This is a genomic window from Rathayibacter sp. CAU 1779, assembly GCF_054551755.1.
The window spans coordinates 226,289-248,549 of sequence record NZ_JBTOLK010000004.1; the positions used below are offsets into that span (position 1 = coordinate 226,289).

The following is a 22,261-nucleotide window of genomic DNA, read 5'->3' on the forward strand; positions in this document are numbered from 1 at the left end:
GGCACCACAGGACTAAGGACCACATCATGTACAAGCTGAAGAACGTCACGAAGCAGTACCCGGGCAAGGGACGCAAGGTGGTGGCGCTGAACGATGTCACGCTCGACATCCCCGACGGCCAGCTGGTCGCGATCCAGGGGCCGACGGGCGGCGGCAAGTCGACGCTGCTGCAGATGCTCGGCGCACTGGACCGTCCGACGTCCGGCACTGTCGAACTCGAGCAGTCGAGCCTCGGCAAGCTCGGCGACGGCAAGCTGACGGGCATCCGCGGCAAGGAGATCGGGTTCGTCTTCCAGGGATTCAACCTCATCCCGACCCTCACGGCGCTGGAGAACGTGGAGACGGCGCTCGTGCCGCTCGGTGTCTCGGCGAGCGAGCGCAAGGAGCGCGCGACGCGCGCCCTCGAGTCCGTTGGGCTCGGCGACCGCGGCGACCACCGTCCAGCCGAGCTCTCCGGCGGTCAACAGCAGCGTGTCGCGATCGCTCGTGCGCTCGTGAAGGAGCCGGACGTGCTCCTCGCCGACGAGCCGACCGGAAACCTCGACGAGGAGACCCGCGACGAGATCATGGACCTGCTCGAGGGCCTGTGGCGCGATCGCGGCCTCACGCTCGTCATCGTGACCCACGACTCGGCCGTTGCCCGTCGCGCCCAGCGCCGGCTGCACATCAAGCAGGGCAAGGTCAAAGAGGTCGCCTGACCGATCGCCTCCGTGCGGCGCTCGTCAGCAACGGTCCGTGAGACCGATCACACGCCTCGCTCCGCCAGGAGCACGTCGACGCCCGCGATGACGCGCCCGATCCCGAATCGGAGCGCGTCGTCGCGGGCGCCTTCGTCGTGCGCGAACGCTGCGGCGGTCAGCGGGAAGTCGTCGACGCGGGCTGCGAGCAGCGGCGCCAGCGCTCGAACGAGCTGGTCCTCAGGGGCGCCCGCGCCCGATTGCTGACGCACGACGGCCATCACGTGTCCCACCAGGAGGGCGAGAACGTCCAGCTTCTCCGCTCCGGTCACGTGCTGCCCGGCCATGATCCGCAGGCCGGACTCGAACCATTCGAGCTCGACCGGCCCTGGAACGTGCGGGCGCTGCACGAGCTCCACGGCCCACGGGCGAGCGACCGCCCGGCCGTGCAGGTCGACCGCCCAGCCTGCCAATGCCGTTCGCCAGTCGGATGTCCGCGGCGGTGCGGGTGCACCGAGAGCTCGCTCCAGCATCACGGCCTCCAACTCCAGGCGGCCCGGAACATAGCGGTAGAGCGCCATCTTCGTCGCTCCAAGACGCTCGGCCACGCGCTGCATGGTGACGGCCTCGAGGCCTTCCTCGTCCGCGATGCCCACCGCTGCGTCGGCTACCTGGGCGACGGTGAACTTCGGTTTCGGGCCGCGGCGCACTGCAGCGGATTCGGTCCAGAGCAGTGCAGTGACGCCGTCGACAGCAGTCTCGTCGTGCTCTTCGGATGCCGCCACCGCTTCGTCCTTCCGAGAAAGTAATTGCGTCCAGCGTACGCTATTGATTACTGTGTCCACGAGACGCAATTAATCGAAGGGCAGACATCATGAACGGAACCAAGGTCCTCATCTCCGGTGCGAGCATCGCCGGGCCCGCGTTGGCCGGCTGGCTCGGACGCAACGGCTATGACGTCACGGTGGTCGAGAAGGCGCCGGCGGTGCGGCCGGGAGGGCAGGCGGTCGACTTCAAGGGACGGACCCACCGACGCATCCTCGACCGCATGGGCGTCTTCGACGACGTCTCCGCGGAGCAGACCGCGAAGACCGACTGGCGCCTGGTGGACGAACACGATCGCGTCAAGGCCGTGGTGCCCGGTGAGTTCCTCGGCGGGGACATCGAGATCCTGCGCGGGGACCTGGCCCGCATCCTGCACCGGCACAGTGCCGAGGGCGCCGAGTACGTGTTCGACGACGAGATCGTCGGAATGCACGAGAGCACACACGGAGTGGACGTGCAGTTCGCGCGCAGGCCGGCCGAGCGCTTCGACCTCGTGATCGGCGCCGACGGCGTGCACTCTGCGGTACGGCGGATGACCTTTGGCGAGGAGCCCGCACTCGTCGAGCCCCTCGGCTGGTACTACGCCGTGGCGAACACGTCCGTGCCGTCGACCGGACTGGAGACGCGCCTGCCGGACGGCCGGGCCGTCGCATACGGATACAACGTGCCAGGACGGCTGGCCGTGCTCGGCGGGCAGAAGGCACCGAGTCTCTTCGTGTTCCGCGCGAAGAGCCCGGACTACGACCGGCGCGACACGGAGTCCCAGCGCCGCTTCCTCGAGTCGCAGTACGTCGGGGTCGGATGGCGCGTGCCCGACATGCTGCAGGCGAGCACGAACGCGTCCGACTTCTACCTCGATGCCCTGGCCCGCACCCGGATGACGTCGTTCACGAAGGGTCGGGTCGCACTGGTCGGCGACGCCGGGTACGCGAACACGTTGGGCGGCTTCGGCACGGGACTCGCGCTCGTCGGCGCGTACGTGCTGGCCGGGGAGCTGGTTGCCGCGCGCGGCGACCACGCATCCGCGTTCACCGCCTACGACGAACGGATGACACGCTTCACGAAGGTCGCCCGCTCCGGCAACGCAGGACCGTTCCTGGCACCGCCGACGCGGGCACGCATCCGGATGCGCGACTGGACGTTCGCGAACCGCTTCCTGCTTCGCACCATGATGTGGATGACCGACAGGTTCGCCACCGACGACGCGATCCCCGAGTATCGCCTCGACTGAACCGGGCCGGTCGCTCGGCTCAGGCCGCGACGTCCGCCCAGGCGCCGGTCTCGGCGGAGTCGATGACGGCGTCCGTGACGATGGCGGCCCGCAGTCCGTCCGCGAAGCGGGGCAACCCGTCGGGTTCCGCCCCTGCGATCGCGGCGTAGGTGTCGGCGACGAACGCGTTGAACGCGTCCTGATAGCCCTGCGGATGTCCCGCCGGAGTCATCACCAGGCGCGCGGCATCCGGTGCCAGCTGGTCGGCGTCCCGAGGGATCAGCAGCGAACCCTTGCGGCGGCCGATCCAGAGCGTCTCCGGCTGCTCCTGGTCGAAGACGACGGACTCGACGGATCCGGCGAGTTCCACGTGCAGCCGGTTCTTGCGTCCGGGAGCAGCCTGCGACACGAGGAGGGTGCCGATGGCGCCTCCGGCGGTTTGCACTGCGACGGCCACCGCGTCTTCCGTCGTGATCGCGGAGTGCTCGGCGCGGGCGTCGAAGAAGGTGCGCTTCGTCGCTGCGACGCGGGAGACGCGATCGCCCGTCACGAACTCGATGAGGTCGACGAGGTGCGAGCCGATGTCGGCGAACGCCCGGGAGTGGCCGCCCGCGGCGCTGTCGACGCGCCAGTTGTCGTCATCCGTCCGAAGCAGCCAGTCCTGGAGATAGGTGCCCGAGACAGTCAGCAGACGACCCGTCTCTCCCGCGGCGAAACGGGCGCGAGCCTCGCGGACGAGCGGGTGGAAGCGGTAGACGAACGGAACGGCGGCGGTGAGGCCCGCGGATGCCGCGGCATCCGTCAGTCTCCGCGCGTCCCCCACGGTTGTGGCCAGCGGCTTCTCGCAGACGACGTGTTTGCCTGCGGCGAGCGCCGCGATGGACTGCTCCGCGTGCAGGGCATTCGGCGTGGTGATGTGCACGACGTGGATGGCGTCATCCGCGAGCAGGTCCTCGAACGTGTCGTATGCCTGCGCGACGCCCAGCTCGGCGGCCGCCGCCGCGGCCCTTTCGGGCCGCGACGACGCGATGCCGGTCAGCCGGGCGCGGGCGGCACGCGCCGCCCTGGAGTGCACCGTCGCCATGAATCCGCCGCCGACGATGCCGACGCCGAGCCCGGTCGGCGTGGTGCTCCCGGCCATCAGGCGAGGGTGGACTCGGCCGGGTCCCACTCTTCGGGCAGCGCCGGGGTCGGCACGAAGGTGCTGACCACCTCGACCCATTCGCCGCTCTCGGCCGCCTCGATGGTCGACACCATGATGTCGAGCGCGTGGTAGGCCTGCTCGCCGCTGGCACGCTCGGGCACGCCGGCGCGGATGGCGCGGGCCAGCTCGACGACACCGGTGCCGCGAGCCGACTTCTCACCCTCGATCGTGATGGTCTCGGGCTCGCCGTCGCCGTGCAGCACGAGATCGCCGACGAACATGTTGGGATCGTTCACCTCGAGGGCACCGTCGACGCCGGTCACCTCGAACAGGGTGCGGCCCAGCTTCGAATCGAAGCTGAAGATGCTCTGCGACGTCTGGCCGTTCTCGAACTCGAACACGGCGCTGACGTGCGTCGGCACGGTGACCTCGAACGTCTGCCCAGCCAGCGGGCCGGATCCGATGGTGCGGATCGGCTTCGACTTCGAGGCGACGGCTGCGACGCGCTTCACCGGTCCGAACAGCTGGATGAGCGTCGTGACGTAGTACGGGCCGATGTCGAACAGCGGGCCTGCACCCTGCTGGAACAGGAACGCCGGGTTCGGGTGCCAGGACTCCGGTCCGGGGCTCTGCACGAGGGTGAGCGCGGTCTGCGGCTCGCCGATCGCACCCGACTCGAGCAGGCGACGTGCGGTCTGGATGCCGCCTCCGAGGAAGGTGTCGGGGGCGCACGCCGCACGAACTCCGGCAGCCTTCGCCGCCTGCAGAACCTGCTGCCCGCTCTCGCGGTCGAGCGCGATCGGCTTCTCGCTCCACACGCTCTTGCCTGCGGCGATGATCTGCAGGTCGACCTCGGAGTGCACGGCGGGGATGGTGAGGTTGACGACGATCTCGATCTCGGGATCCGCCAGCAGCTCCTCAACGGTGCCGTGAGCCGGGATGCCGAACTTCTCGGCCTGCGCCTGCGCCGCCTCAGGGATCAGGTCGGCGATGAACCGCACCGTGACATCGGGGAACGACGTGAGGTTCGTCAGGTACTGCGTCGAGATGTTGCCTGCGCCGATCACTCCGACGCCGACGGGTCCTGTCTTGGTCTGCTCGCTCACGCGAGGCCCTCCTTCGTGAGGTAGCTGAAGCTGTCGGCGACAGCGGTGAAACGGTTGTCGTGCGAGTCGTCGAGCTCGATGACCCGCAGCGCGGTGGGTGCGGCCTCGATGATCGCACGGATCGGCAGGCTGCCGGATCCGACCGCCACCTGATCCTTGGTCTCCTTGGTCGCGGGGCCGTCCTTGATGTGCAGCGCGACCACGCGGTCGCCGAGGCGACCGAGCACCTCGACCGGATCCTCGCCACCGACGGCGACCCAGTAGGTGTCGAGTTCGATGACGACCTCGGGGTCGAGCTTCGAGGCGAAGTACTCGAGGGCGTTCTGGCCGTCGATCTTGTTCTCGAACTCGTGGGCGTGGTTGTGGTAGCCGACGCGCACGCCGTGGTCGGCGGCGATCTTCGCCGCGTGGTTGAGCTCGGCCGCGATCGCCTCGACGGACTCGGCCGTCTTCCAGCGCTCGTCGCCGGCGTGCGGATCGATCACGGTCTGGATGCCGATCGTGCGGGCGGCGTCGAAGATGGCGGCGAGCTGTTCGTCGCTCTCGCCCAGGAAGTGCACGTGCACGGTCGGTGCGGTGAGGCCGGCGGCGACGAGCGCGTCGCCGAGGCCGGGGAAGTCGGTGAAGCTGAACGGCTCGACCTGAGTGAAGCCCACCTCGGCGAGCTTGTTCAGGGTTCCCTGCAGGTCGTCCTGCAGCGCTTCACGCACGGTGTAGAGCTGCACGGAAACAGGTGAGGTGGTCACGATTCTCCTCGTCGAGAGCCTCGATGCGGTACACGGACGGGGTCGCCGCGGTCCAGGTGGAGGCCGGATTTTCGTTAGGGCACGCCCGTGCGATGCACTCGGCATGCACACGGAAAGCCCTGGGGTCGAATCGATTGAATCACACTTCTGCCGTCAGTCAAGCAAAAGTTGATAGACATGCGTCAACTTCCGTCATCCGTTCGGCGGTGTGGTTCAATCGGTCTATGTCGGCCCCGTCTGCACCATCAGGCACCCCTCGCGGCGGCCTGGTGCCGAGCGATGCGGCGGAGCTGGTGGGCATCCTGCGCGACGGGATCCCGCGAACCCGCGCCCAGCTCGCGGAGCAGACCGGCCTCGCGCGGTCAACGGTGTCCTCGAGACTCGACGCTCTGATGGATGCCGGGCTCATCACCGCGGCCGCCGACGCCGCGTCATCCGGTGGTCGCCCGCCTGCACGGGTCACGTTCAATGCCGGCGCGCGGTACCTCGTCGCCATCGACCTCGGCGCCACGCACGGCGTCATCGCGCTGGCCGACCTGGCCGGCACCGTGCTGCTCTCCGAGGCCGCCCCGCTGACCATTTCCGAGGGTCCGGAAGTCGTGCTGGACTGGGCGCTCGCGACGGCGAAGCGGCTCGTCAAGTCGTCGAGACGCCCGAGAACGGAGCTCGCCGGAGTGGGGATCGGTCTGCCCGGCCCCGTACAGCACTCGAGCGGCATGCCTATCAATCCGCCGATCATGCCCGGCTGGGATCGCTTCGACGTGCCAGCCTACGTTCGCCGGACGTTCGACGTACCTGTGCTGGTCGACAACGACGTCAACGTGCTGGCTCTCGGCGAGCACGCCGTCTCCTGGCCGACAGAGGACGACCTGCTCTTCGTCAAGGTGTCGACCGGCATCGGACTGGGCATCATCGCGGGCGGACGCCTGCAGCGGGGTGCCGCCGGATCCGCGGGCGACCTCGGTCACGTTCGCGTGCCGTTCACCCGCGAGACGCCGCGCCACGGCGACGAGAACGCCGACCTCGAGGCGCTGGCCAGCGGGCCCGCCATCGCCAGGTACATCGCGGAGCGGGGCACGCCGGCCGCCTCGAGTGCGGATGTGCTGGCGCTGGCGCGGGGCGGGCATCCGGATGCCGTGGCCGGCATTCGCCAAGCCGGCCGCGACCTCGGCGAGGTGCTCGCCACCTGCGTGAACCTGCTCAACCCTTCGGTGATCGTCGTGGGCGGATCCATCGCGCGCGCAGGCGAACACCTGCTGGCCGGCGTGCGCGAGATCGTCTACCGGCAGTCGACGCCGCTGGCGACCGAGCACCTGCAGATCGTGCCCGCCGCCGCGGGCGAGACGGGCGGTGTGCTCGGCGCGGCGATCATGGTCGCGCAGCACCTGCTCGAACCGGCGTAGCGCACGGCTGCTCGCCGATCCATCGTCCCTTCCGTGACTACGGATTGGTCGGCTACTCGACCGGCCCGTCGGCGGCCGGCTCGCCTTCGTCGACGCGAAGGCGCGCGAGCGCTGCGGCGAGCGTCGCAATCTCCGATGCGTCGAGCGCCGCGGTGAGTCGCCTGGAGGTCTCGTCCGACACGATGGCGGATGCCTCGGTGAGCATCCTCGCGCCCCGCGGTGTCACGCGCACGATCGACGACCGTCGGTCATTCGGATTCGCGGCCCGCTCGACCCACCCGCGGCGCTCCAGCCGGTCGACGGACTTGCTCGCGCCGCCGACCGTGATCCGCACGCCACGTGCGATGTCCTGAACGCGACAGTCGGCCGTTCCGTCGATGACGCGGAGCGGCAGGTACTCGATCAGGAGCATGTCGAGCTCTGAACGGAGCCGCCTGTCGACCGCGTTGAACGCCTCGACCTGAACAAAGACGAGGTCAGCGAGGAGTTCACCGTAGTCGAGGCGCATCGCATCATCGGGTTGCATAGTTTAGATTCCCAGGAATAATCTTCTGACTAAGCATGTTCCTGATTGTACAACCGGCCGATGCCCCGGATCCGCCCCGCGGTCCCGGACAGACCGCCACACCGAGGGAGACGAGACACCATGACAACGACGACGACCGACGGATCCGCAGCGCAGGGCACGCTCCCCGAACGAAGCGCTCCGGTCGCGCAGGGCGCTCCGGCCGAGGAGAGCACGCACGCGGAGCAGACCCTCCCGGAGCAGGTGACCGGCACCCGTGCGTTCTACCGCAACGACCTCGGGGTGCGGCCGTATGCGAACGACGTCACGGTCTCCCCGGGCTCGCTGGGCGGCATCCCCACGGTCGAGGTGCGCACGCCCGGCGTGCGCGAGAACGCGGTCCTGTTCTGGGTGCACGGAGGTGCCTACATCGCCGGATTCGCTGCCGCAGCCACCGGAATCGCGGCAGCCGTGGGCCGCGCCGCACACGTGCGAGCCATCTCGGTCGAGTACCGGCTCGCGCCGGAGCATCCGTTCCCGGCGCCGCTGGACGATGTGCTCGCCGCATACCGCGGCCTGCTCGCGAGCGGTGTCCCTGCCGAGCGCATCGTGTTCGGCGGCGAGTCCGCCGGCGGCGGACTCGTGATGGCCGCACTTGTCGCGCTTCGGGATGCCGGCGATCCGCTTCCGGCTGCAGCCGCCGTGCTCTCGCCGTGGGTAGACCTCTCACTCACCGGCGACAGCGTGATCGACCGCGCCGCACTCGACACCGTGCTCTCGCCCGAGGTGCTGCGCGACGCGTCCGAGTGGTACGCCGGGGCGACGGACACTTCGGATCCGCGCCTCAGCACCGTCTTCGCGGACCTGACCCGACTTCCGCCGCTGACGGTTCTCGTGGGTTCGCACGAGATCCTGCTCGATGACGCCATCCGACTGGTGTCGCGCGCCGCACGCGCCGACGTGGCCGCCACACTGACGGTGATCCCGGCGGGAACGCACGGTTCGGAGATGACCGAGATCGAGGATGCCGCTGCCCGCGGACATCTGAAGACCGTTGGCGAATTCCTCGCGGCGCAGCTGCCCGACTGACCACGTCAGCGGTGCGCCGATCCGGATCCGGGATGCCGAAACCCCGGGTCCGGGTCGGCCGGCACGCATGGCCGACGGCAGAATGGACCGGTGACCGACACGATGCTCTCTCTGTTCGACGAGGAGATCGAGGCCACCCTCCGTCCCGCCGGCGCTCGGCAGGATGCCGTGATCCGGCCCGCCGCGGTGCCGTTGCCCCCGCATGAGCGGCGCATCCTGGCGCATTCGTCCGACCGCGTCGCGTGGCTGCGCGCCCGTGCCCGCGGCATCACGGCGACGGACGTCGCGAAGCTGTCCACACCGGCGTCGATTCTGGCTGCCGCGCGGCAGAAGGTGCACGGATCCGGCTTCAGCGGCAACGTCTACACCGAGCACGGCAAGGCCAGAGAGCCGCAGATCGCACAGTGGGTACTGCGCGAGCACGGCATCGAGCACAGCGACGCGCTCTTCCATGCCGAGCGGGATCGCCGCCATCTCGCCACGCCGGACGGACTTGCGCTCCGCGATGACGGACGACTCGAACTCGCAGAGATCAAGACGACGAACAAGCCGTGGCGAAGCATCCCGCGGCATTATCTGCGCCAGGTGTGGTGGCAGCAGTACGTGCTGGGCGCCGAGCGCACGCTGTTCGTGTGGGAAAGGCACGACGGGTTCGTGCCCGTCGGCGACCCCGAATGCCGGTGGGTCGACCGGGACGAGAACGAGATCGAGGCCCTGGTCTCGCTCGCCACCCAGCTGATCGCGACGCTGGCGTCCGGTCGCGTGTAGAGCCTGCCTGGCACCTTTTCGCGCCATTTGCGCATTATTGCGCCAGTCTCGCCGGCGCAGTAGTGCGCAAATGGCGCGGTTGCGGACTTATCCGGCCGCGGACGTCGGCGGATCTGCCGCGGCGCCGAGCGCCTGTTCGAAGACGAAGTCGTCCTCCCAGTTGTCGCCGACCAGGAACCGTTTGACGCCGACCTTCGTGAAGCCGCTCTTCGTGTAGAAGCGCTGCGCGCGCTGATTCTCCTGGTTCACGCCCAGCCAGATGCCGCCGGCACCGCGATCGCGGGCGACGTCCACGGATGCCTGCATCAGGCGCCCCGCGACACCCTGGCCATGGTGCCCCGGCAGCACGTAGCACTTGCTGAGCTCGCTGGCCGGGCGCAGCGTGATGGCGGCGGCGACATCCGCATCGTGCGGTTCCCCGAAGACGACCATCGTGTAGCCGATGGCCTGGCCGTCCTGCTCGGCGAGGAGGAGGACGCGGTCGGGATCCGCGAGGTAGCCGCGGAAAGAGGCCGGCGAGAGGTTCGCGACGACGAAGGATGCGGCATCCTCCCGCGTGGTGTGCGGAGGGCAGGCGAGCGGGAAGGTGACGGCGGCGAGGAAGGCGAGGGAGTCGGCATCCGACTCAGCGGCTCTACGGATCGTCACGTCGGTCATGGCATCACGATAGCGAGGCCGCGGACTCCCCCGGCCGAAGGAGGAGTCCGCGGCCCCGCACTCTGTCGACAGCAGGCCGGGGTGGTCAGCTCACCAACTCATCGACTCGCTGTGACATCCGACCGCCGAGACGGCGGTCGGCGCTGGCGTCGCGGCGGAGGCCAGAAATGGCCTCCGCTTTCAGCTCCAGCGCGCAGGTGTGCTCCAGCGCCGGCTTCGGCGAGGCTGCCGGGGTCTCCGGCGACTCACCGTCGGACAGGTACCGCGTGTACGCGGTGACCGTGAGGAAGGCCGGGTACTCGGGGCGGAGGGCGACCTGCTCGAGGATGCGCGCGGCATCCGCGAACCGGTCCCCCGCGAAGCGCGGCAGCTCCGCGACGATCTCGTCGCGCAGACTCTGCACGAGCGGCACATCGATCAGCTCGCCCTCGGTGGTGACGACGCGGTTCTCGATCCACTGCCACAACTGCGAGCGCGAGATCTCGGCGGTCGCCGCATCCTCCATGAGGTTGTCGATCGCGACCGCGCCTGTGCCGCGCAACCACGCCTCGACGTACCGGAGCGTCACCGAGATGTCGTCGCGGACGCCGGCCAGCGTCACGTCACCGGTCGCACCGGTGAGATCGAGCAGTTCCGATGCCGTCACCCGCACCTCGTCCCTCGTGCGTTCCAGCTGGTTCGGCCGGTCGCCGAGCACGGCGTCGAACTCGGCCTGTGCGGTCGCGATGAGATCCGGATGCGCGACCCACGTGCCGTCGAATCCGTCGCCCGCCTCGCGTCGCTTGTCGTCCGTGACCTTGGCGAACGCGCGTTCCGTGACCTCCGGATCGCGTCGGTTCGGGATGAACGCGCTCATGCCGCCGATGGCATATGCACCGCGCCGGTGGCAGGTGGAGACGAGCAGCTCGGTGTAGGCGCGCATGAACGGCTGCGTCATGGTGAGACGCGACCTGTCGGAGAGCACGAAGCGGCGGCCGCGGGAGCGGAACGTCTTGATGATGCTGAACAGGTAGTCCCAGCGTCCGGCATTGAGCCCGGCGCAGTGGTCGCGCAGCTGGTAGAGGATCTCCTCCATCTGGAACGCGGCCTGGATCGTCTCGATCAGGACCGTCGCGCGCACCGTGCCCTGCGGCATGCCGATGCGGTCCTGCGCGAAGACGAAGATGTCGTTCCAGAGCCGCGCCTCCTCGTGGTGCTCCATCTTCGGCAGGTAGAAGTACGGACCGCGTCCGCCGTCCACCAGGCGCTGGGCGTTGTGCCAGAAGTACAGCCCGAAGTCGGTCAGGCTTCCGGATGCCGGCAGCCGCCTGCCCTGCCTGTCCACGAACTGCAGATGCTTCTCCGCCAGGTGCCAGCCGCGCGGGCGCATCACGATCGTGGGCGTGCGCTCCGCCGTCACCCGATACTCCTTGCCCTCAGGCGACGTGTATGCGATGGTTCCCCGCACCGTGTCGTAGAGCGAGAGCTGGCCCTCGATGACGTTCACCCAGGTGGGGCTCGTGGCATCCTCCTGGTCGGCCAGCCAGACGCGCGCGCCGGAGTTCAGCGCGTTGATGGACATCTTGCGGTCGGTGGGCCCGGTGATCTCGACGCGGCGGTCCTCGAGGCCGGGCGCAGCGCCGGCGACTCGCCAGGTGCGGTCCTCACGGATCCATGCCGTCTCGGGCATGAACTCCGGATCGCGGCCGTTCGCGATGTCGACGCGGCGGCGCATCCGATCCGCGAGCAGCTCGTGCCGTCGGTTCGCGAAGCGGTCGTGCAGTTCGGTCAAGAAGTCGAGCGCGCCCGGCGAGAGGATCTCGTCGTGCCGCTCGCCGAGAGGCGCGACCACCTCGATGCGCGGCTCGTGCTGTTCCGTGTGATTCATGATCGGTTCCTTCGTGTCGGTGACCGTGCGTCCCGCTGGCTGAGCCATGTCGCTGGTTGAGCTTGACCTGCCCTGAGCCTGTCGAAACCAGCGCGTTGAGAGCGTGGGCTGATTTCGACAAGCTCGACCGGCGGTGACAAGCTCAACCAGCGGCGAGGAGCTCGAGCGACTATGCGGTCCGTGCGGTCAGAACTGTTCCTGTTCGGTCGAACCCGCGAGGGCGAGCGTGGCGCTCGACGGGTTCAGTGCCGTGGCGATCAGGTCGAAGTAGCCGGTGCCGACCTCCTGCTGGTGGCGGGTGGCGGTGTAGCCGTCGAGTTCGGATGCGATCTCGGCTTCTTGCAGCTCGACGTACGCGCTCATCTGCCTGCGCGAGTAGTCGCGGGCGAGCGTGAACATCGAGTGGTTCAGGGCGTGGAATCCGGCCAGCGTGATGAACTGGAAGGCGTATCCCATCGCGGCGAGCTCCCGCTGGAACGAGGCGATGGTGTCGTCGTCCAGGTGCCGCTTCCAGTTGAACGATGGCGAGCAGTTGTAGGCCAGCCGCTTGTTCGGGAAGTCCCGGTGGATGCGCTCAGCGAAGCGCCGCGCGAGATCCAGGTCGGGCTCGGAGCTCTCCACCCAGAGCAGGTCGGCGTACGGCGCGTACGCCAGACCCCTGGCGATGACCGGTTCGATGCCGTTCTGCACCTCATAGAAGCCCTCGGCCGTGCGGGTGCCGGTGAGGAACTCGCGATCGCGCTCGTCGTGGTCGCTGGTGAGCAGCGTGGCGGCGAGCGCATCCGTGCGAGCCACGATCACGGTCGGCACGCCGGCCACGTCGGCGGCGAGACGCGCCGCGTTCAGCGTGCGGATGTGCTGCGACGTCGGGACCAGCACCTTGCCTCCCATGTGCCCGCACTTCTTCTCGCTGGCCAGCTGGTCCTCCCAGTGCACGCCGGCCGCACCCGCCTCGATCATGGACCGCATCAGCTCGTAGGCGTTCAGCGGACCGCCGAAGCCGGCCTCGGCATCCGCCACGATCGGCGCCAGCCAGTCGATGCTCTCGCCGGTTGAGCCTGTCGAACCCGCCCCGCTCGTCGCATCGATCTGGTCGGCCCGCAGCAGTGCGTTGTTGATGCGTCGCACGACGGCGGGCACCGAGTTCGCCGGGTAGAGGCTCTGGTCGGGGTATGTCTGGCCGGAGAGATTCGCGTCGGCCGCAACCTGCCATCCGGAAAGGTAGATGGCCTCCAGTCCGGCACGCACCTGCTGCACGGCCTGGTTGCCGGTCAGAGCGCCGAGGGCGGCGATCCACTTCGGGTCGTCGGTCTGCTCGCCTGCCCGCGGAACCTCGGTGCGCTGCAGCTGCTCCCACAGTCGCTCCGCACCGCGGCGGGCGAGCGTGTGCTCCTCGCCGACCCGGCCGCGCAGTGCGATGACGTCTTCCGCTGTGTAGTCGCGACGCACGTCGTCCCACCGCGGATCGGCGCCCCACTCGAGCTCCAGCTCGACGGCGGTCTGCAGCTGGTCGCCCGAACGCTCCGACGTGGGGCGGGAGCTGTTCTGCTCGGTCATGGTGTGTTCTCCTGACGGTCGTTCGCGGGTCGTTGCATCAACACTGCGGGCGGCGAGGCTCGTCGGCGCCCGATTCGGAAGAAGAAGGTGCGGCCGACTTCTGAGCCTCGGAAAATCCCGGACTCCTCCCCCGAACGCAGAAGAACGACGGTTCTTCTGCTCTCCGTCGAGCGGATGCCCAGGCGCACGATGGCAGCATCGGTTCATGATCACCGCGGATCACGCACGCGCCACTCCCGCGCAGAACGCTCGCCAGCAGGGCATCCACGCCCACACCGCCCACCAGCGGAGCGCCCAGGGCGCTGCACCGGAACAGCGCGGCAGCGACGAGCTGGATGCGCTCACGCTCGGCCGTCGCATCCGCGAGCGCCGGCAGCACCTGGGCCTCACGCTCGACCAGCTGGCCGCGGCCGTCGACCGGGCACCGTCCCAGGTCTCGATGATCGAGAACGGCAAGCGCGAGCCGCGGCTGACGATGCTGCGATCCATCGCGAACGCGCTGCAGACATCCGTCGACGAGCTCATGCGACCCGATGCGCCGACGGAACGCGCGGCACTGGAGATCGCTGTGGAGCGGGCCGTGCGCGGACCGGTGTTCGCCTCGCTGGGGCTGCCGGGCATCCGCGCGTCCAAGGGGATGAGCGACGACGTGCTGAAGGCGCTGCTCGGACTGCACGGCGAGATCGAGCGGTTGCACCGCGAGCGCGCGTCGACGCCCGAGGAGGCGCGGCGCGCGAACGCGGAGCTGCGCCGCGAGATGCGCGATCGCGACAACTACTATCCGGAGCTCGAGCGGCGGGCCACCGAGCTCCTGACAGCCGCCGGCCACACCGGCGGACCCGTGTCGCAGCAGACCGTCAGCGACATCGCCGGGCGCCTCGGCTTCACGCTGCACTACGTGAGCGACCTGCCGTATGCGACCAGGTCGGTGACCGACAAGCGCAACCACCGCATCTACCTGCCGGTGCAGCAGTCGTCGTCCCGCGACTCCCGCTCGCCGGTGCTGCAGGCGCTCGCGAGCCAGGTGCTCGGGCACGACGAGCCGCGCAGCTATGCCGACTTCCTGCGCCAGCGCGTGGAGACCAACTACCTGACGGCCGCCATCCTGCTGCCCGAGAAGGATGCCGTCGGCCTGCTCTCCGAGGCCAAGAACCTTCGCCGCATCTCCATGGAAGACCTCCGCGACGCGTTCGCGGTGTCGTACGAGACCGCGGCGCACCGTTTCACCAACCTGGCGACCACACGACTTGGGATCCCGGTGCACTTCATGAAGGTGCACGAGTCCGGCACCATCATCAAGGCGTACGAGAACGACTCCGTGCGCTTTCCCTCTGATGCCACCGGTGCAGTCGAGGGCACGACGGTGTGTCGCAACTGGACGGCGCGAACGGTGTTCGAGGCATCCGACCGCTTCAGCCCCTGGTACCAGTACACGGACACGCCGACCGGCACATACTGGTGCACCTCGCGCATCGAGAAGGCCAAGGAGGGCGAGTACTCGGTGAGCGTGGGCGTGCCGTTCGCGCACGTCGGCTGGTTCCGCGGCCGGGAGACGACGAACAGGGCACGCTCGCTGTGCCCGGACGAGTCGTGCTGCCGCACCGCGCCGCCCGAGCTCGCCGAGGCGTGGGCCGCCAACGCCTGGCCGGCAGCGCGCACCCCCACGTCACTCCTCGCGGCGCTGCCGACCGGCAGCTTCCCCGGCGTGGACGAGACCGAGGTGTACGAGTTCCTGCAGGCACACGCGCCCGTCGCGGAGGGCGGCGAGGCAGCTCACTGATCCAACGGTCCACCGCCACCTCTGGCTCCGCTGTCCCGTTGTGTCGTGACACGGGCCCGGAACCGACACGACGGGACAGCGGAGCGGCGAGGCCGACACGTGCGACGAACCGTAAGGTGGAAGCGGATGCCGCGCCGGCGCACAAAGCCGGCCGACGGCATCCGTATCGCACGACGTCGTAGCGGATCCTGCCGCGACGTTGCAGCCGGAGAAAGGACTCCCATGAGCGACTACGCCGTGGTAAACCCCGCGACGGGTGAGACCGTCAAGGAATACCCGACCATCACCGACGAGCAGTTGGGCGAGGCGATCGGGCGAGCGGATGCCGCCTACCGCGGCTGGGGCCGCACCTCGACGCCTGCGGAACGCGCGGAGCTCATCCGCAGGGTCGGCGACCTGCACTCGGAGCGGCGGGACGAGCTCGCGACCATCATCGTGCGCGAGATGGGCAAGCCGATCGAGCAGGCATACGGCGAGGTGGACTTCGCCGCCGACATCTACCGGTACTACGCGGATGTCTCCCCGAAGGTCCTCGAGGACGAGCCCATCCCGCTGCTCGCGGGCGAAGGCAGCGCGGTCATCCGTCGGAGCCCGCTGGGCGTGCTGCTCGGGATCATGCCGTGGAACTTCCCCTACTACCAGGTGGCGCGGTTCGCCGGGCCGAACCTCGTCATCGGCAACAGCATCCTGCTGAAGCACGCGCCGCAATGCCCGGAGTCCGCCCTCGCCATCGAGCGGATCTTCCAGGACGCGGGGTTCCCCGACGGCGCCTACGTCAACATCTTCGCCACGAACGCCCAGATCGAGCACGTCATCGCGGATCCGCGCGTGCAAGGGATCTCGCTCACGGGGTCCGAGCGCGCGGGCGCCGCTGTCGCCGAGATCGCAGGCCGCAATCTGAAGAAGGTCGTGCTCGAGCTGGGCGGATCCGATCCGTTCATCGTGCTGTCCGCCGACGACCTCGACAAGGTCGCCGAAGACGCCGCTGCCGCACGCCTCGACAACAGCGGCCAGTCCTGCAACGCCGCCAAGCGGTTCATCGTCGTGGACGACCTGTACGAGCCGTTCGTGGAGAAGCTGACGGCCAAGCTGGCGGAATCCCAGCCGAGCGATCCGACGAGCGAGGAGGCCAAGCTCGGCCCCCTCTCGTCGACCGCCGCCGCGGACCGGCTGCAGGATCAGCTCGACCGAGCCGTCGCATCCGGAGCCACGCTGCACGCCACCGGCGAGCGCAACGGCAACTTCTTCGCACCGATCGTGCTCACCGACATCGGCGCGGACAATCCCGTGCGCCGCGAAGAGTTCTTCGGACCGGTCGCCTCCGTCTACCGGGCCGCCGACGAGGACGAGGCGATCGCGATCGCCAACGACATCCCGTTCGGCCTCGGGTCGTACCTGTACACCACGGATCCGGAGCAGGCTCAGCGCGTGGCCGACCGCATCGACGCGGGCATGGTGTTCGTGAACCTCGTGCTCGCTGACGGCGTCGAGCTTCCGTTCGGAGGCGTCAAGCGCTCCGGCACCGGACGCGAGCTTGGCCGCCTCGGCGCGGACGAGTTCGTGAACAAGAAGCTGATCCGCATCGGATGATCGGCGCCGGCCGATCGGTGCTCACGGCTGGTGGTTGACGGTCAGCTCCGCAGCGGGCGGACCAGGATCAGCCACGACTGGTAGTGCTCCTGCACCGTTCCGCCCAGCTCTCGGACGGCTGCGCCGGCCTGCGCCACCTCATCCTGCGACCAGTCGCTGAAGGTGCCGAACAGTCGCTCCACCCGGTCCGCGTCCAGCTCCATGCTCCAGCGATAGGTCGTCGCCGACTCGACCAGGAACGCTCCGTCGCGGGTCAGTCGCTCGGCGGTGGCGTCCATGTTCTCGGCATCCGGGAGTCGCCGGGACGGTTGCAGTGCACCGCGCCGAGCAGGTTGCGATGCACGCCGTCGCACGATCGTCTCGACCCGATCGCGGAACGGCGTCGCCACGTCCGGGTCGCCGAACACGTTGCGCCACACGGCGAACGTCCCCTGCGGCGTCAGGAGTCGCTCCACGATGTGCAGCACGATGTCGAGGTCGAACCAGTGCACGGCGGTCGCCGCGACGACCACGTCGAACGAGGCACCCGGAAGGTCGAGGTCTTCGGCGCGCGAGACCACGACGGATGCCGCGGGGTAGCGCATCCGCAACCGCTCGGCGAGCCGCTCCCCCGGCTCCACAGCGGTCACCTGCAATCCGGCATCCAGAAGCGGACCGGTCGCCAACCCCGTGCCCGCGCCCAGGTCCAGAGCGCGCAGCCCGGGTTGCAGCAGACCGTGGGTGCGCAACGTCTCCCAAAGCGCTGACGGATACGGCGGCCGTGCACTCTCGTAGTCGTCGACGCGCCCGTCGAAGTGCATCGGGTCCGGCGCCGGGGCCGGGGCGGATGCCGATGCGGACGTCCCGGCCGGGATCCGCCGGCCTGCTTCCCGCGGGTCGCTCACGCGGCGTCGATCTCGTGCATCCGCAGGCGGATGAGGTCATCCACCACATCGGCGGGCAGCGGATGGTCGACGCTGAAGCGGACGGTCCCGGTCGACATCGAGAATCCGGAAAGACGATCCGCCACCTGCGAGACGACCTTTCCGCTGAACGGATAGACGGCCAGGTGAGTCTTGGCCTGCATCGTCGACAGCAACCCCTTGCCGCGGTAGAGCAGCGCCGGCATGCCGTAGCTGCGGCCCTCGACGGCGTCGGGCACGAGTTCCAGCGCTCGTCGACGGATGCCGTCGAACAGCGCGCGCACCTCAGCGGGCAGCGTCGCGTAGTACTCGGTCACATCCCCCATGCGCGCCAGCCTACGGCCGCGACCGACCCAGCACGACAGGCGGTTGTGGTCAGGGACCCGCGATCAGCACGCCGCTGGGGACACCGCCGGACGGCGGATGCCTGACGCCTGACGCCTGACGCCTGACGCCAGGGAAGATGCCGCGCATCGCCATCACCTGCGCATCGGTGCAGACACCAGGGGCCGGCCCCGAAGGACCGGCCCCTGGTGCGCTAGGCGACCTCGTGCATCAGTGTCTGCCGAGCGCCAACAGGTGGGCGAGATCGAACGAGATCGCACCCATCCCCGTGACGTCGTCGTAGCCCTTGGTGACCGTCAGCGAGGTGTCCGTGTTGAGGGTCATCAGGAACGATCGCCCGCTCGTGCTGCTCGTGTAGACGACCGCGACCGGCTGCGCCGGCGGCTGCACATCGCGGAACGCCGACGGAGCGATGCGGTTCAGGCCGTACAGCGTCGGGTTCGCGAACCCGATCGTCGTGTGGGTCAGCTGCTGAGCGAGTGCGATCTGCGCAGCCGTGAGCGGGGTCGCCAGCGAGGTTCCGCCGTACGTCTCGTTCACATACGGGCCGGTCTCCAGCGTCGAGTCGTCGACGATCGGCTGGAAGCCGATCTCGAACCCGGTGTAGGGATCGGCCAAGGCGCCGAGATCCGGCGAGACGCGGTGACCCTTCGCGAGCGAATCCGGCACGACGCCCTTCTGGTAGGCGGGTTCCGCGTTCACCGCGCTGACGCCACCACCGGCACCGCCGGCGAACAGCGACCCCGGAACGGGATCGGTGTACTGGAGGTTGCCGGCGTCATCCTTCACGATCACGTCGCCCTGCACACCCCAACCGACCTCCATGGCCAGCTTGCCCTTCTTGTCGACGCCGATCGACGTGCCGCCGACCGAGGTGACGTAGGGCGAGGATGCCGGGAAGTCCGGCGAGGCGTAGCCGAGCGCATCCGCCTCGTCTCCGTTGTCACCGCTGGAGAAGTAGAGACCTACGCCCTCGGCCGCGGCCTGCAGGTGGATGTTCTGCTCGCCCGCGATGACGTCGGCAGGGACATCCTCACCGACGTTGCCGTAGCTGTTGCTCACGATGTTCGCGAGCTTCTTGTCGAGGATGGTCGACATCGCGATGTCGAGTCCGCCGCCGCAGTTGTATCCGCCGACGTAGAGCACGTTCGCCTTCGGGGCGATGGCGTGAACCGATTCGACGTCGAGAGTCTGCTCGCTCTGCCACCCGCTGGGTTCCTGGCAGAGTTCCTGATCGGTGAACTGGCTGGGATCGGGCACGATCTGCGAGTACTGACCCTTCGCCATCGCCGGCTCGCCGTTCTGCGCCGAGTACTGGTTGACGTCGGCGAGGATGCTCGGCGATGCGTATGCATCGATGATCGCGACTGTCTGCCCCGAGCCGTTCACGCCGAGCTTCGACCAGGTGTCGAGGTTGTAGGCGGAGCGGAGCTGACTGGGCACGTACCCGCAGATGTTCGTCGGATACTGCGTCTGCCCGTTGTACGCGGGCGGCACCGTCACCGTGTTCTGACCCCAGTAGGTCGAGCACGGCGCATCGACGGTCGGTGTCGCGGCGGCGAACGACCGCGCCTGCGGCGCGACGGTGCTCGAGGAGGCCGGGATGTCGCCCTGCTGAATCGAATCGGGCCGCGTCAGGGTGCGCGACTGGTCGAGACTGACCGCGCTCACGGATGCTCCGACCGCGGCGGGCAGCGACGGCACCGTCGACGGCGCGATCAGCTGGCGACCGCTGTGCGCGTACGAGTGCAGAGTCGTTCCGAAGGCCGCGTTCAGCTGATCCGTCGTTCCGCGGAAGACCACGTACAGCCGGCTCGCGGGCGTACCGGTGATCGTCAGGCCCTGCGACTGCAGGTACGCGACGGCGGCTTTGTAGTCCCTCTGGGTCGGCGAGTACGTGTTGATCCACTGGTTCGGATTGAGCCAGTGCCGGTACTGCCGGTTGCCAGGAGTGGAGACGGCGAGAGCGAGCTTCGCCGCACCCTGCTCGTCCCTGAGGTTCAAATAGATCTCGCCCTCGACCGTGGTGTCCGCCGCTGCGGCTCCCGTGTCGTTGGCACTCGTCGCCCAGGTGGGCACGGAGCCCGCGTAGTCGACCCGTGTCGCCGCCTGTGCGGCGGGCATGCCCACGGCCGACAGTGCCACAATGCACGCCGCCGCAGAGAGTATGGCCGTCGTGCGCCTTGTGAGCGCCGCCCGGCCGACTCGTATCGTCATCCGATCGATTCCCTTCGATTCGCTCGTGCGCCACCCCTCGGGCGCACGTGATTCGAACGCTATGCCCGCACACACGCCCCTCACAAGGGGGGCACGGGAATGACATCGATCGGAATCACATCGGCGCAGGAGCGCGACATAGCGGGTCGAATCGTAGCGATGGAAGCCCCATGCGGTCTTCCGCCCCTGGTGACCGGATGTCGCTAGCCTGGCGAAGCCCCGCAGACATCGTTCCCGATATTCCCGAGCGGGGCGTCCCGACCGGGGATGACCTGGTCGGGTCACTACCGAAAGGCGGACATGTTCACCCTGTCTTGGCTGCTCCTCATCGGCGTCGGCGCCGGTGCACTCGGCGTGATCGATGGCATCCTGCGTGTGCGCGGTCGCGGGACCTCCGTGCTCGGCATCATCGAGATCATCGTCGCCGCACTGTTCCTGCTCTCTCTGTTCGTGCCTGGCATCCCGTTCGGATCGCTCACCTTGGCGATCGTGCTGCTGATCGTGTTGGTCGTCGCGATGATCGCCGGCCGGCTCAACCTGGCGGTCGCAATCATCGCACTCGTGCTGACCGTGCTGTGGATCGTGCTCAACCTGCACTGGATCACGATCGTCGGCATCAACGCCTGATCGGCGGGAGATGATCCCGCGTGAAAATCACGAAGGGCCCCGCTCGCGCGGGGCCCTTCGTGATGCTCGAGACGAGCCGATGCCTAGATCGCGTTGACGTCCAGCGGGATGCCGGGGCCGAACGTGGTCGACACGGCGCCCTTCTGGATGTAGCGGCCCTTGGCCGCCGACGGCTTGAGGCGAACGACCTCGTCGAGGGCGGTCTTCAGGTTCTCCTGGAGCTGCTCCGACGTGAAGCCGGCCTTGCCGACGACGAAGTGCACGTTGGCGTGCTTGTCGACGCGGAACTCGATCTTTCCGCCCTTGATGTCCTCGACGGCCTTGGCCACGTTCGGGGTCACGGTGCCGGTCTTCGGGTTCGGCATCAGGCCGCGCGGGCCGAGCACCTTACCGAGACGACCGACCTTGCCCATGAGCTCGGGGGTGGAGACCGCGGAATCGAAGTCGGTCCAGCCGCCTGCGACGCGCTCGATGAGCTCGTCGCCGCCGACCTCGTCAGCACCGGCCGCGATGGCGGCCTCGGCTGCGGGTCCCGTCGCGAAGACGATCACGCGGGCGGTCTTGCCCGTGCCGTGCGGCAGGATGACGGTGCCGCGCACCATCTGGTCTGCCTTGCGCGGGTCGACGCCGAGCTTGAGGGCGACCTCGACGGTCGAGTTGAACTTCGCCGAACCGGTCTCGCGTGCGAGCGCGACGGCCTCGTCGGGGCTGTAGAGCTTGCCGTCTTCGATCTTGGCTGCTGCGGCCCGGTAGGCCTTGGACTTCTGTGCCATTTTCTGACCTACCTTTCCTACTCGACCGTGATGCCCATGGAGCGGGCGGTGCCGGCGATGATCTTGGATGCCGCGTCGAGGTCGTTCGCGTTGAGGTCGACCATCTTCGCCTCGGCGATCTCACGAACCTGGGCCGCGGTCAGCTTGCCCACCTTGGTGGTGTGCGGAACGCCGGATCCCTTGGCCACGCCTGCGGCCTTCTTGATGAGCTCGGCAGCCGGCGGGGTCTTCAGGACGAACGTGAACGAACGGTCCTCGTAGACGGTGATCTCCACCGGGATGACGTTGCCGCGCTGCGACTCGGTCGCGGCGTTGTACGCCTTGCAGAACTCCATGATGTTGACGCCGTGCTGACCCAGCGCCGGACCGATCGGCGGGGCGGGGTTGGCGGCGCCGGCCTTGATCTGAAGCTTGATCAGACCCGTGACCTTCTTCTTCGGTGCCATTGATTTTCCTTTCCTCGAGCGGATGCC

21 protein-coding genes are annotated in these 22,261 nt (G+C 68.7%); 8 read left to right on the forward strand and 13 right to left on the reverse strand.

Features of this window, described 5'->3' with window-relative positions:
* Positions 1-26: 26 nt before the first annotated feature.
* Complete coding sequence (locus ACX9R5_RS17220; RefSeq protein ID WP_459410285.1) at positions 27-698, forward strand: ABC transporter ATP-binding protein; 672 nt, start codon at positions 27-29, stop codon at positions 696-698.
* A gap of 47 nt (positions 699-745) precedes the next feature.
* Here the strand turns inward: ACX9R5_RS17220 and ACX9R5_RS17225 are convergent, their stop codons facing one another.
* Entirely contained in the window at positions 746-1,462 is a 717-nt protein-coding gene (locus tag ACX9R5_RS17225; protein ID WP_459410286.1) for a TetR/AcrR family transcriptional regulator, read from the reverse strand.
* Positions 1,463-1,551: 89 nt separating this feature from the next.
* Between ACX9R5_RS17225 and ACX9R5_RS17230 the strand changes: the two genes are divergently transcribed.
* Positions 1,552-2,733 (forward strand): FAD-dependent monooxygenase, encoded by a 1,182-nt coding sequence (locus ACX9R5_RS17230; protein ID WP_459410287.1) that lies wholly within the window; start codon positions 1,552-1,554, stop codon positions 2,731-2,733.
* A gap of 19 nt (positions 2,734-2,752) precedes the next feature.
* Here the strand turns inward: ACX9R5_RS17230 and ACX9R5_RS17235 are convergent, their stop codons facing one another.
* Genes ACX9R5_RS17235 through ACX9R5_RS17245 form a run of 3 tightly spaced genes read right to left on the reverse strand, consistent with a single transcriptional unit; the run spans position 2,753 to position 5,708 of the window.
* Positions 2,753-3,853, reverse strand: coding sequence for a Gfo/Idh/MocA family protein (locus tag ACX9R5_RS17235; RefSeq protein WP_459410288.1), 1,101 nt, complete (start codon positions 3,851-3,853; stop codon positions 2,753-2,755).
* On the reverse strand, positions 3,853-4,962 hold the full coding sequence (locus ACX9R5_RS17240) for a Gfo/Idh/MocA family protein (protein WP_459410289.1): 1,110 nt from the start codon (positions 4,960-4,962) through the stop codon (positions 3,853-3,855). The genes ACX9R5_RS17235 and ACX9R5_RS17240 overlap by 1 nt, the downstream gene beginning before the upstream one ends.
* Positions 4,959-5,708: a sugar phosphate isomerase/epimerase family protein gene (locus ACX9R5_RS17245; RefSeq protein ID WP_459410290.1), complete on the reverse strand. Its 750-nt coding sequence runs from the start codon at positions 5,706-5,708 to the stop codon at positions 4,959-4,961. The genes ACX9R5_RS17240 and ACX9R5_RS17245 overlap by 4 nt, the downstream gene beginning before the upstream one ends.
* Before the next feature lie 224 nt (positions 5,709-5,932).
* Here ACX9R5_RS17245 and ACX9R5_RS17250 point away from each other — a divergent pair, with 224 nt between their 5' ends.
* A complete protein-coding gene (locus ACX9R5_RS17250; RefSeq protein WP_459410291.1) occupies positions 5,933-7,111 on the forward strand; it encodes an ROK family transcriptional regulator in 1,179 nt (392 codons plus the stop codon).
* A 52-nt stretch (positions 7,112-7,163) separates the two neighbouring features.
* Here ACX9R5_RS17250 and ACX9R5_RS17255 read toward each other — a convergent pair whose 3' ends face one another.
* Positions 7,164-7,637, reverse strand: a complete 474-nt coding sequence (locus ACX9R5_RS17255; protein ID WP_459410292.1) for a MarR family winged helix-turn-helix transcriptional regulator — start codon at positions 7,635-7,637, stop codon at positions 7,164-7,166.
* Between the two features lie 120 nt (positions 7,638-7,757).
* Here ACX9R5_RS17255 and ACX9R5_RS17260 point away from each other — a divergent pair, with 120 nt between their 5' ends.
* Positions 7,758-8,705 (forward strand): alpha/beta hydrolase, encoded by a 948-nt coding sequence (locus ACX9R5_RS17260; RefSeq protein WP_459410293.1) that lies wholly within the window; start codon positions 7,758-7,760, stop codon positions 8,703-8,705.
* Positions 8,706-8,795: 90 nt separating this feature from the next.
* Entirely contained in the window at positions 8,796-9,473 is a 678-nt protein-coding gene (locus tag ACX9R5_RS17265) for a YqaJ viral recombinase family protein (RefSeq protein WP_459410294.1), read from the forward strand.
* Between the two features lie 87 nt (positions 9,474-9,560).
* Here ACX9R5_RS17265 and ACX9R5_RS17270 read toward each other — a convergent pair whose 3' ends face one another.
* From ACX9R5_RS17270 to aceA, 3 genes are all read right to left on the reverse strand, one after another.
* A complete protein-coding gene (locus tag ACX9R5_RS17270; protein WP_459410295.1) occupies positions 9,561-10,130 on the reverse strand; it encodes a GNAT family N-acetyltransferase in 570 nt (189 codons plus the stop codon).
* 85 nt (positions 10,131-10,215) lie between these two features.
* Positions 10,216-11,997, reverse strand: a complete 1,782-nt coding sequence (gene aceB, locus ACX9R5_RS17275) for a malate synthase A (protein ID WP_459410296.1) — start codon at positions 11,995-11,997, stop codon at positions 10,216-10,218.
* Positions 11,998-12,183: 186 nt separating this feature from the next.
* Positions 12,184-13,554: an isocitrate lyase gene (aceA, locus tag ACX9R5_RS17280; protein WP_459410297.1), complete on the reverse strand. Its 1,371-nt coding sequence runs from the start codon at positions 13,552-13,554 to the stop codon at positions 12,184-12,186.
* 205 nt (positions 13,555-13,759) lie between these two features.
* On the opposite strand from aceA, the gene ACX9R5_RS17285 reads away from it, so the two are divergent.
* Both ACX9R5_RS17285 and ACX9R5_RS17290 read left to right on the forward strand, forming a co-directional pair.
* Entirely contained in the window at positions 13,760-15,334 is a 1,575-nt protein-coding gene (locus ACX9R5_RS17285) for a helix-turn-helix domain-containing protein (protein ID WP_459410298.1), read from the forward strand.
* A gap of 222 nt (positions 15,335-15,556) precedes the next feature.
* The gene (locus ACX9R5_RS17290; RefSeq protein ID WP_459410299.1) at positions 15,557-16,924 is read left to right on the forward strand and encodes an NAD-dependent succinate-semialdehyde dehydrogenase; all 1,368 of its coding nucleotides are present in this window, start codon (positions 15,557-15,559) and stop codon (positions 16,922-16,924) included.
* A gap of 41 nt (positions 16,925-16,965) precedes the next feature.
* Here the strand turns inward: ACX9R5_RS17290 and ACX9R5_RS17295 are convergent, their stop codons facing one another.
* The 3 genes from ACX9R5_RS17295 to ACX9R5_RS17305 form a co-directional block, all read right to left on the reverse strand.
* Positions 16,966-17,808 (reverse strand): class I SAM-dependent methyltransferase, encoded by an 843-nt coding sequence (locus ACX9R5_RS17295; RefSeq protein WP_459410300.1) that lies wholly within the window; start codon positions 17,806-17,808, stop codon positions 16,966-16,968.
* Positions 17,805-18,152 (reverse strand): iron chaperone, encoded by a 348-nt coding sequence (locus tag ACX9R5_RS17300; protein WP_459410301.1) that lies wholly within the window; start codon positions 18,150-18,152, stop codon positions 17,805-17,807. Before ACX9R5_RS17300 ends, ACX9R5_RS17295 begins: the two co-directional genes overlap by 4 nt.
* A gap of 229 nt (positions 18,153-18,381) precedes the next feature.
* On the reverse strand, positions 18,382-20,295 hold the full coding sequence (locus tag ACX9R5_RS17305; protein WP_459410302.1) for a S53 family peptidase: 1,914 nt from the start codon (positions 20,293-20,295) through the stop codon (positions 18,382-18,384).
* A 393-nt stretch (positions 20,296-20,688) separates the two neighbouring features.
* Here ACX9R5_RS17305 and ACX9R5_RS17310 point away from each other — a divergent pair, with 393 nt between their 5' ends.
* On the forward strand, positions 20,689-21,015 hold the full coding sequence (locus tag ACX9R5_RS17310) for a hypothetical protein (RefSeq protein WP_459410303.1): 327 nt from the start codon (positions 20,689-20,691) through the stop codon (positions 21,013-21,015).
* A gap of 83 nt (positions 21,016-21,098) precedes the next feature.
* Here the strand turns inward: ACX9R5_RS17310 and rplA are convergent, their stop codons facing one another.
* The gene (rplA, locus tag ACX9R5_RS17315; protein WP_459410304.1) at positions 21,099-21,788 is read right to left on the reverse strand and encodes a 50S ribosomal protein L1; all 690 of its coding nucleotides are present in this window, start codon (positions 21,786-21,788) and stop codon (positions 21,099-21,101) included.
* A gap of 17 nt (positions 21,789-21,805) precedes the next feature.
* Positions 21,806-22,234, reverse strand: coding sequence for a 50S ribosomal protein L11 (gene rplK / locus ACX9R5_RS17320; protein WP_459410305.1), 429 nt, complete (start codon positions 22,232-22,234; stop codon positions 21,806-21,808).
* Positions 22,235-22,261 lie beyond the last annotated feature (27 nt).

Bases quoted from the DNA above. Each gene is read 5' to 3' on its own strand.
- ACX9R5_RS17220 (WP_459410285.1), top strand. From the start codon at position 27: ATGTACAAGCTGAAGAACGTCACGAAGCAGTACCCGGGCAAGGGACGC.
- ACX9R5_RS17230 (WP_459410287.1), top strand. From the start codon at position 1,552: ATGAACGGAACCAAGGTCCTCATCTCCGGTGCGAGCATCGCCGGGCCC.
- ACX9R5_RS17235 (WP_459410288.1), bottom strand. From the start codon at position 3,853: ATGGCCGGGAGCACCACGCCGACCGGGCTCGGCGTCGGCATCGTCGGC.
- ACX9R5_RS17250 (WP_459410291.1), top strand. From the start codon at position 5,933: ATGTCGGCCCCGTCTGCACCATCAGGCACCCCTCGCGGCGGCCTGGTG.
- ACX9R5_RS17255 (WP_459410292.1), bottom strand. From the start codon at position 7,637: ATGCAACCCGATGATGCGATGCGCCTCGACTACGGTGAACTCCTCGCT.
- ACX9R5_RS17260 (WP_459410293.1), top strand. From the start codon at position 7,758: ATGACAACGACGACGACCGACGGATCCGCAGCGCAGGGCACGCTCCCC.
- ACX9R5_RS17270 (WP_459410295.1), bottom strand. From the start codon at position 10,130: ATGACCGACGTGACGATCCGTAGAGCCGCTGAGTCGGATGCCGACTCC.
- aceB (WP_459410296.1), bottom strand. From the start codon at position 11,997: ATGAATCACACGGAACAGCACGAGCCGCGCATCGAGGTGGTCGCGCCT.
- aceA (WP_459410297.1), bottom strand. From the start codon at position 13,554: ATGACCGAGCAGAACAGCTCCCGCCCCACGTCGGAGCGTTCGGGCGAC.
- ACX9R5_RS17285 (WP_459410298.1), top strand. From the start codon at position 13,760: ATGATCACCGCGGATCACGCACGCGCCACTCCCGCGCAGAACGCTCGC.
- ACX9R5_RS17290 (WP_459410299.1), top strand. From the start codon at position 15,557: ATGAGCGACTACGCCGTGGTAAACCCCGCGACGGGTGAGACCGTCAAG.
- ACX9R5_RS17300 (WP_459410301.1), bottom strand. From the start codon at position 18,152: ATGGGGGATGTGACCGAGTACTACGCGACGCTGCCCGCTGAGGTGCGC.
- ACX9R5_RS17305 (WP_459410302.1), bottom strand. From the start codon at position 20,295: ATGCCCGCCGCACAGGCGGCGACACGGGTCGACTACGCGGGCTCCGTG.
- ACX9R5_RS17310 (WP_459410303.1), top strand. From the start codon at position 20,689: ATGTTCACCCTGTCTTGGCTGCTCCTCATCGGCGTCGGCGCCGGTGCA.
- rplA (WP_459410304.1), bottom strand. From the start codon at position 21,788: ATGGCACAGAAGTCCAAGGCCTACCGGGCCGCAGCAGCCAAGATCGAA.
- rplK (WP_459410305.1), bottom strand. From the start codon at position 22,234: ATGGCACCGAAGAAGAAGGTCACGGGTCTGATCAAGCTTCAGATCAAG.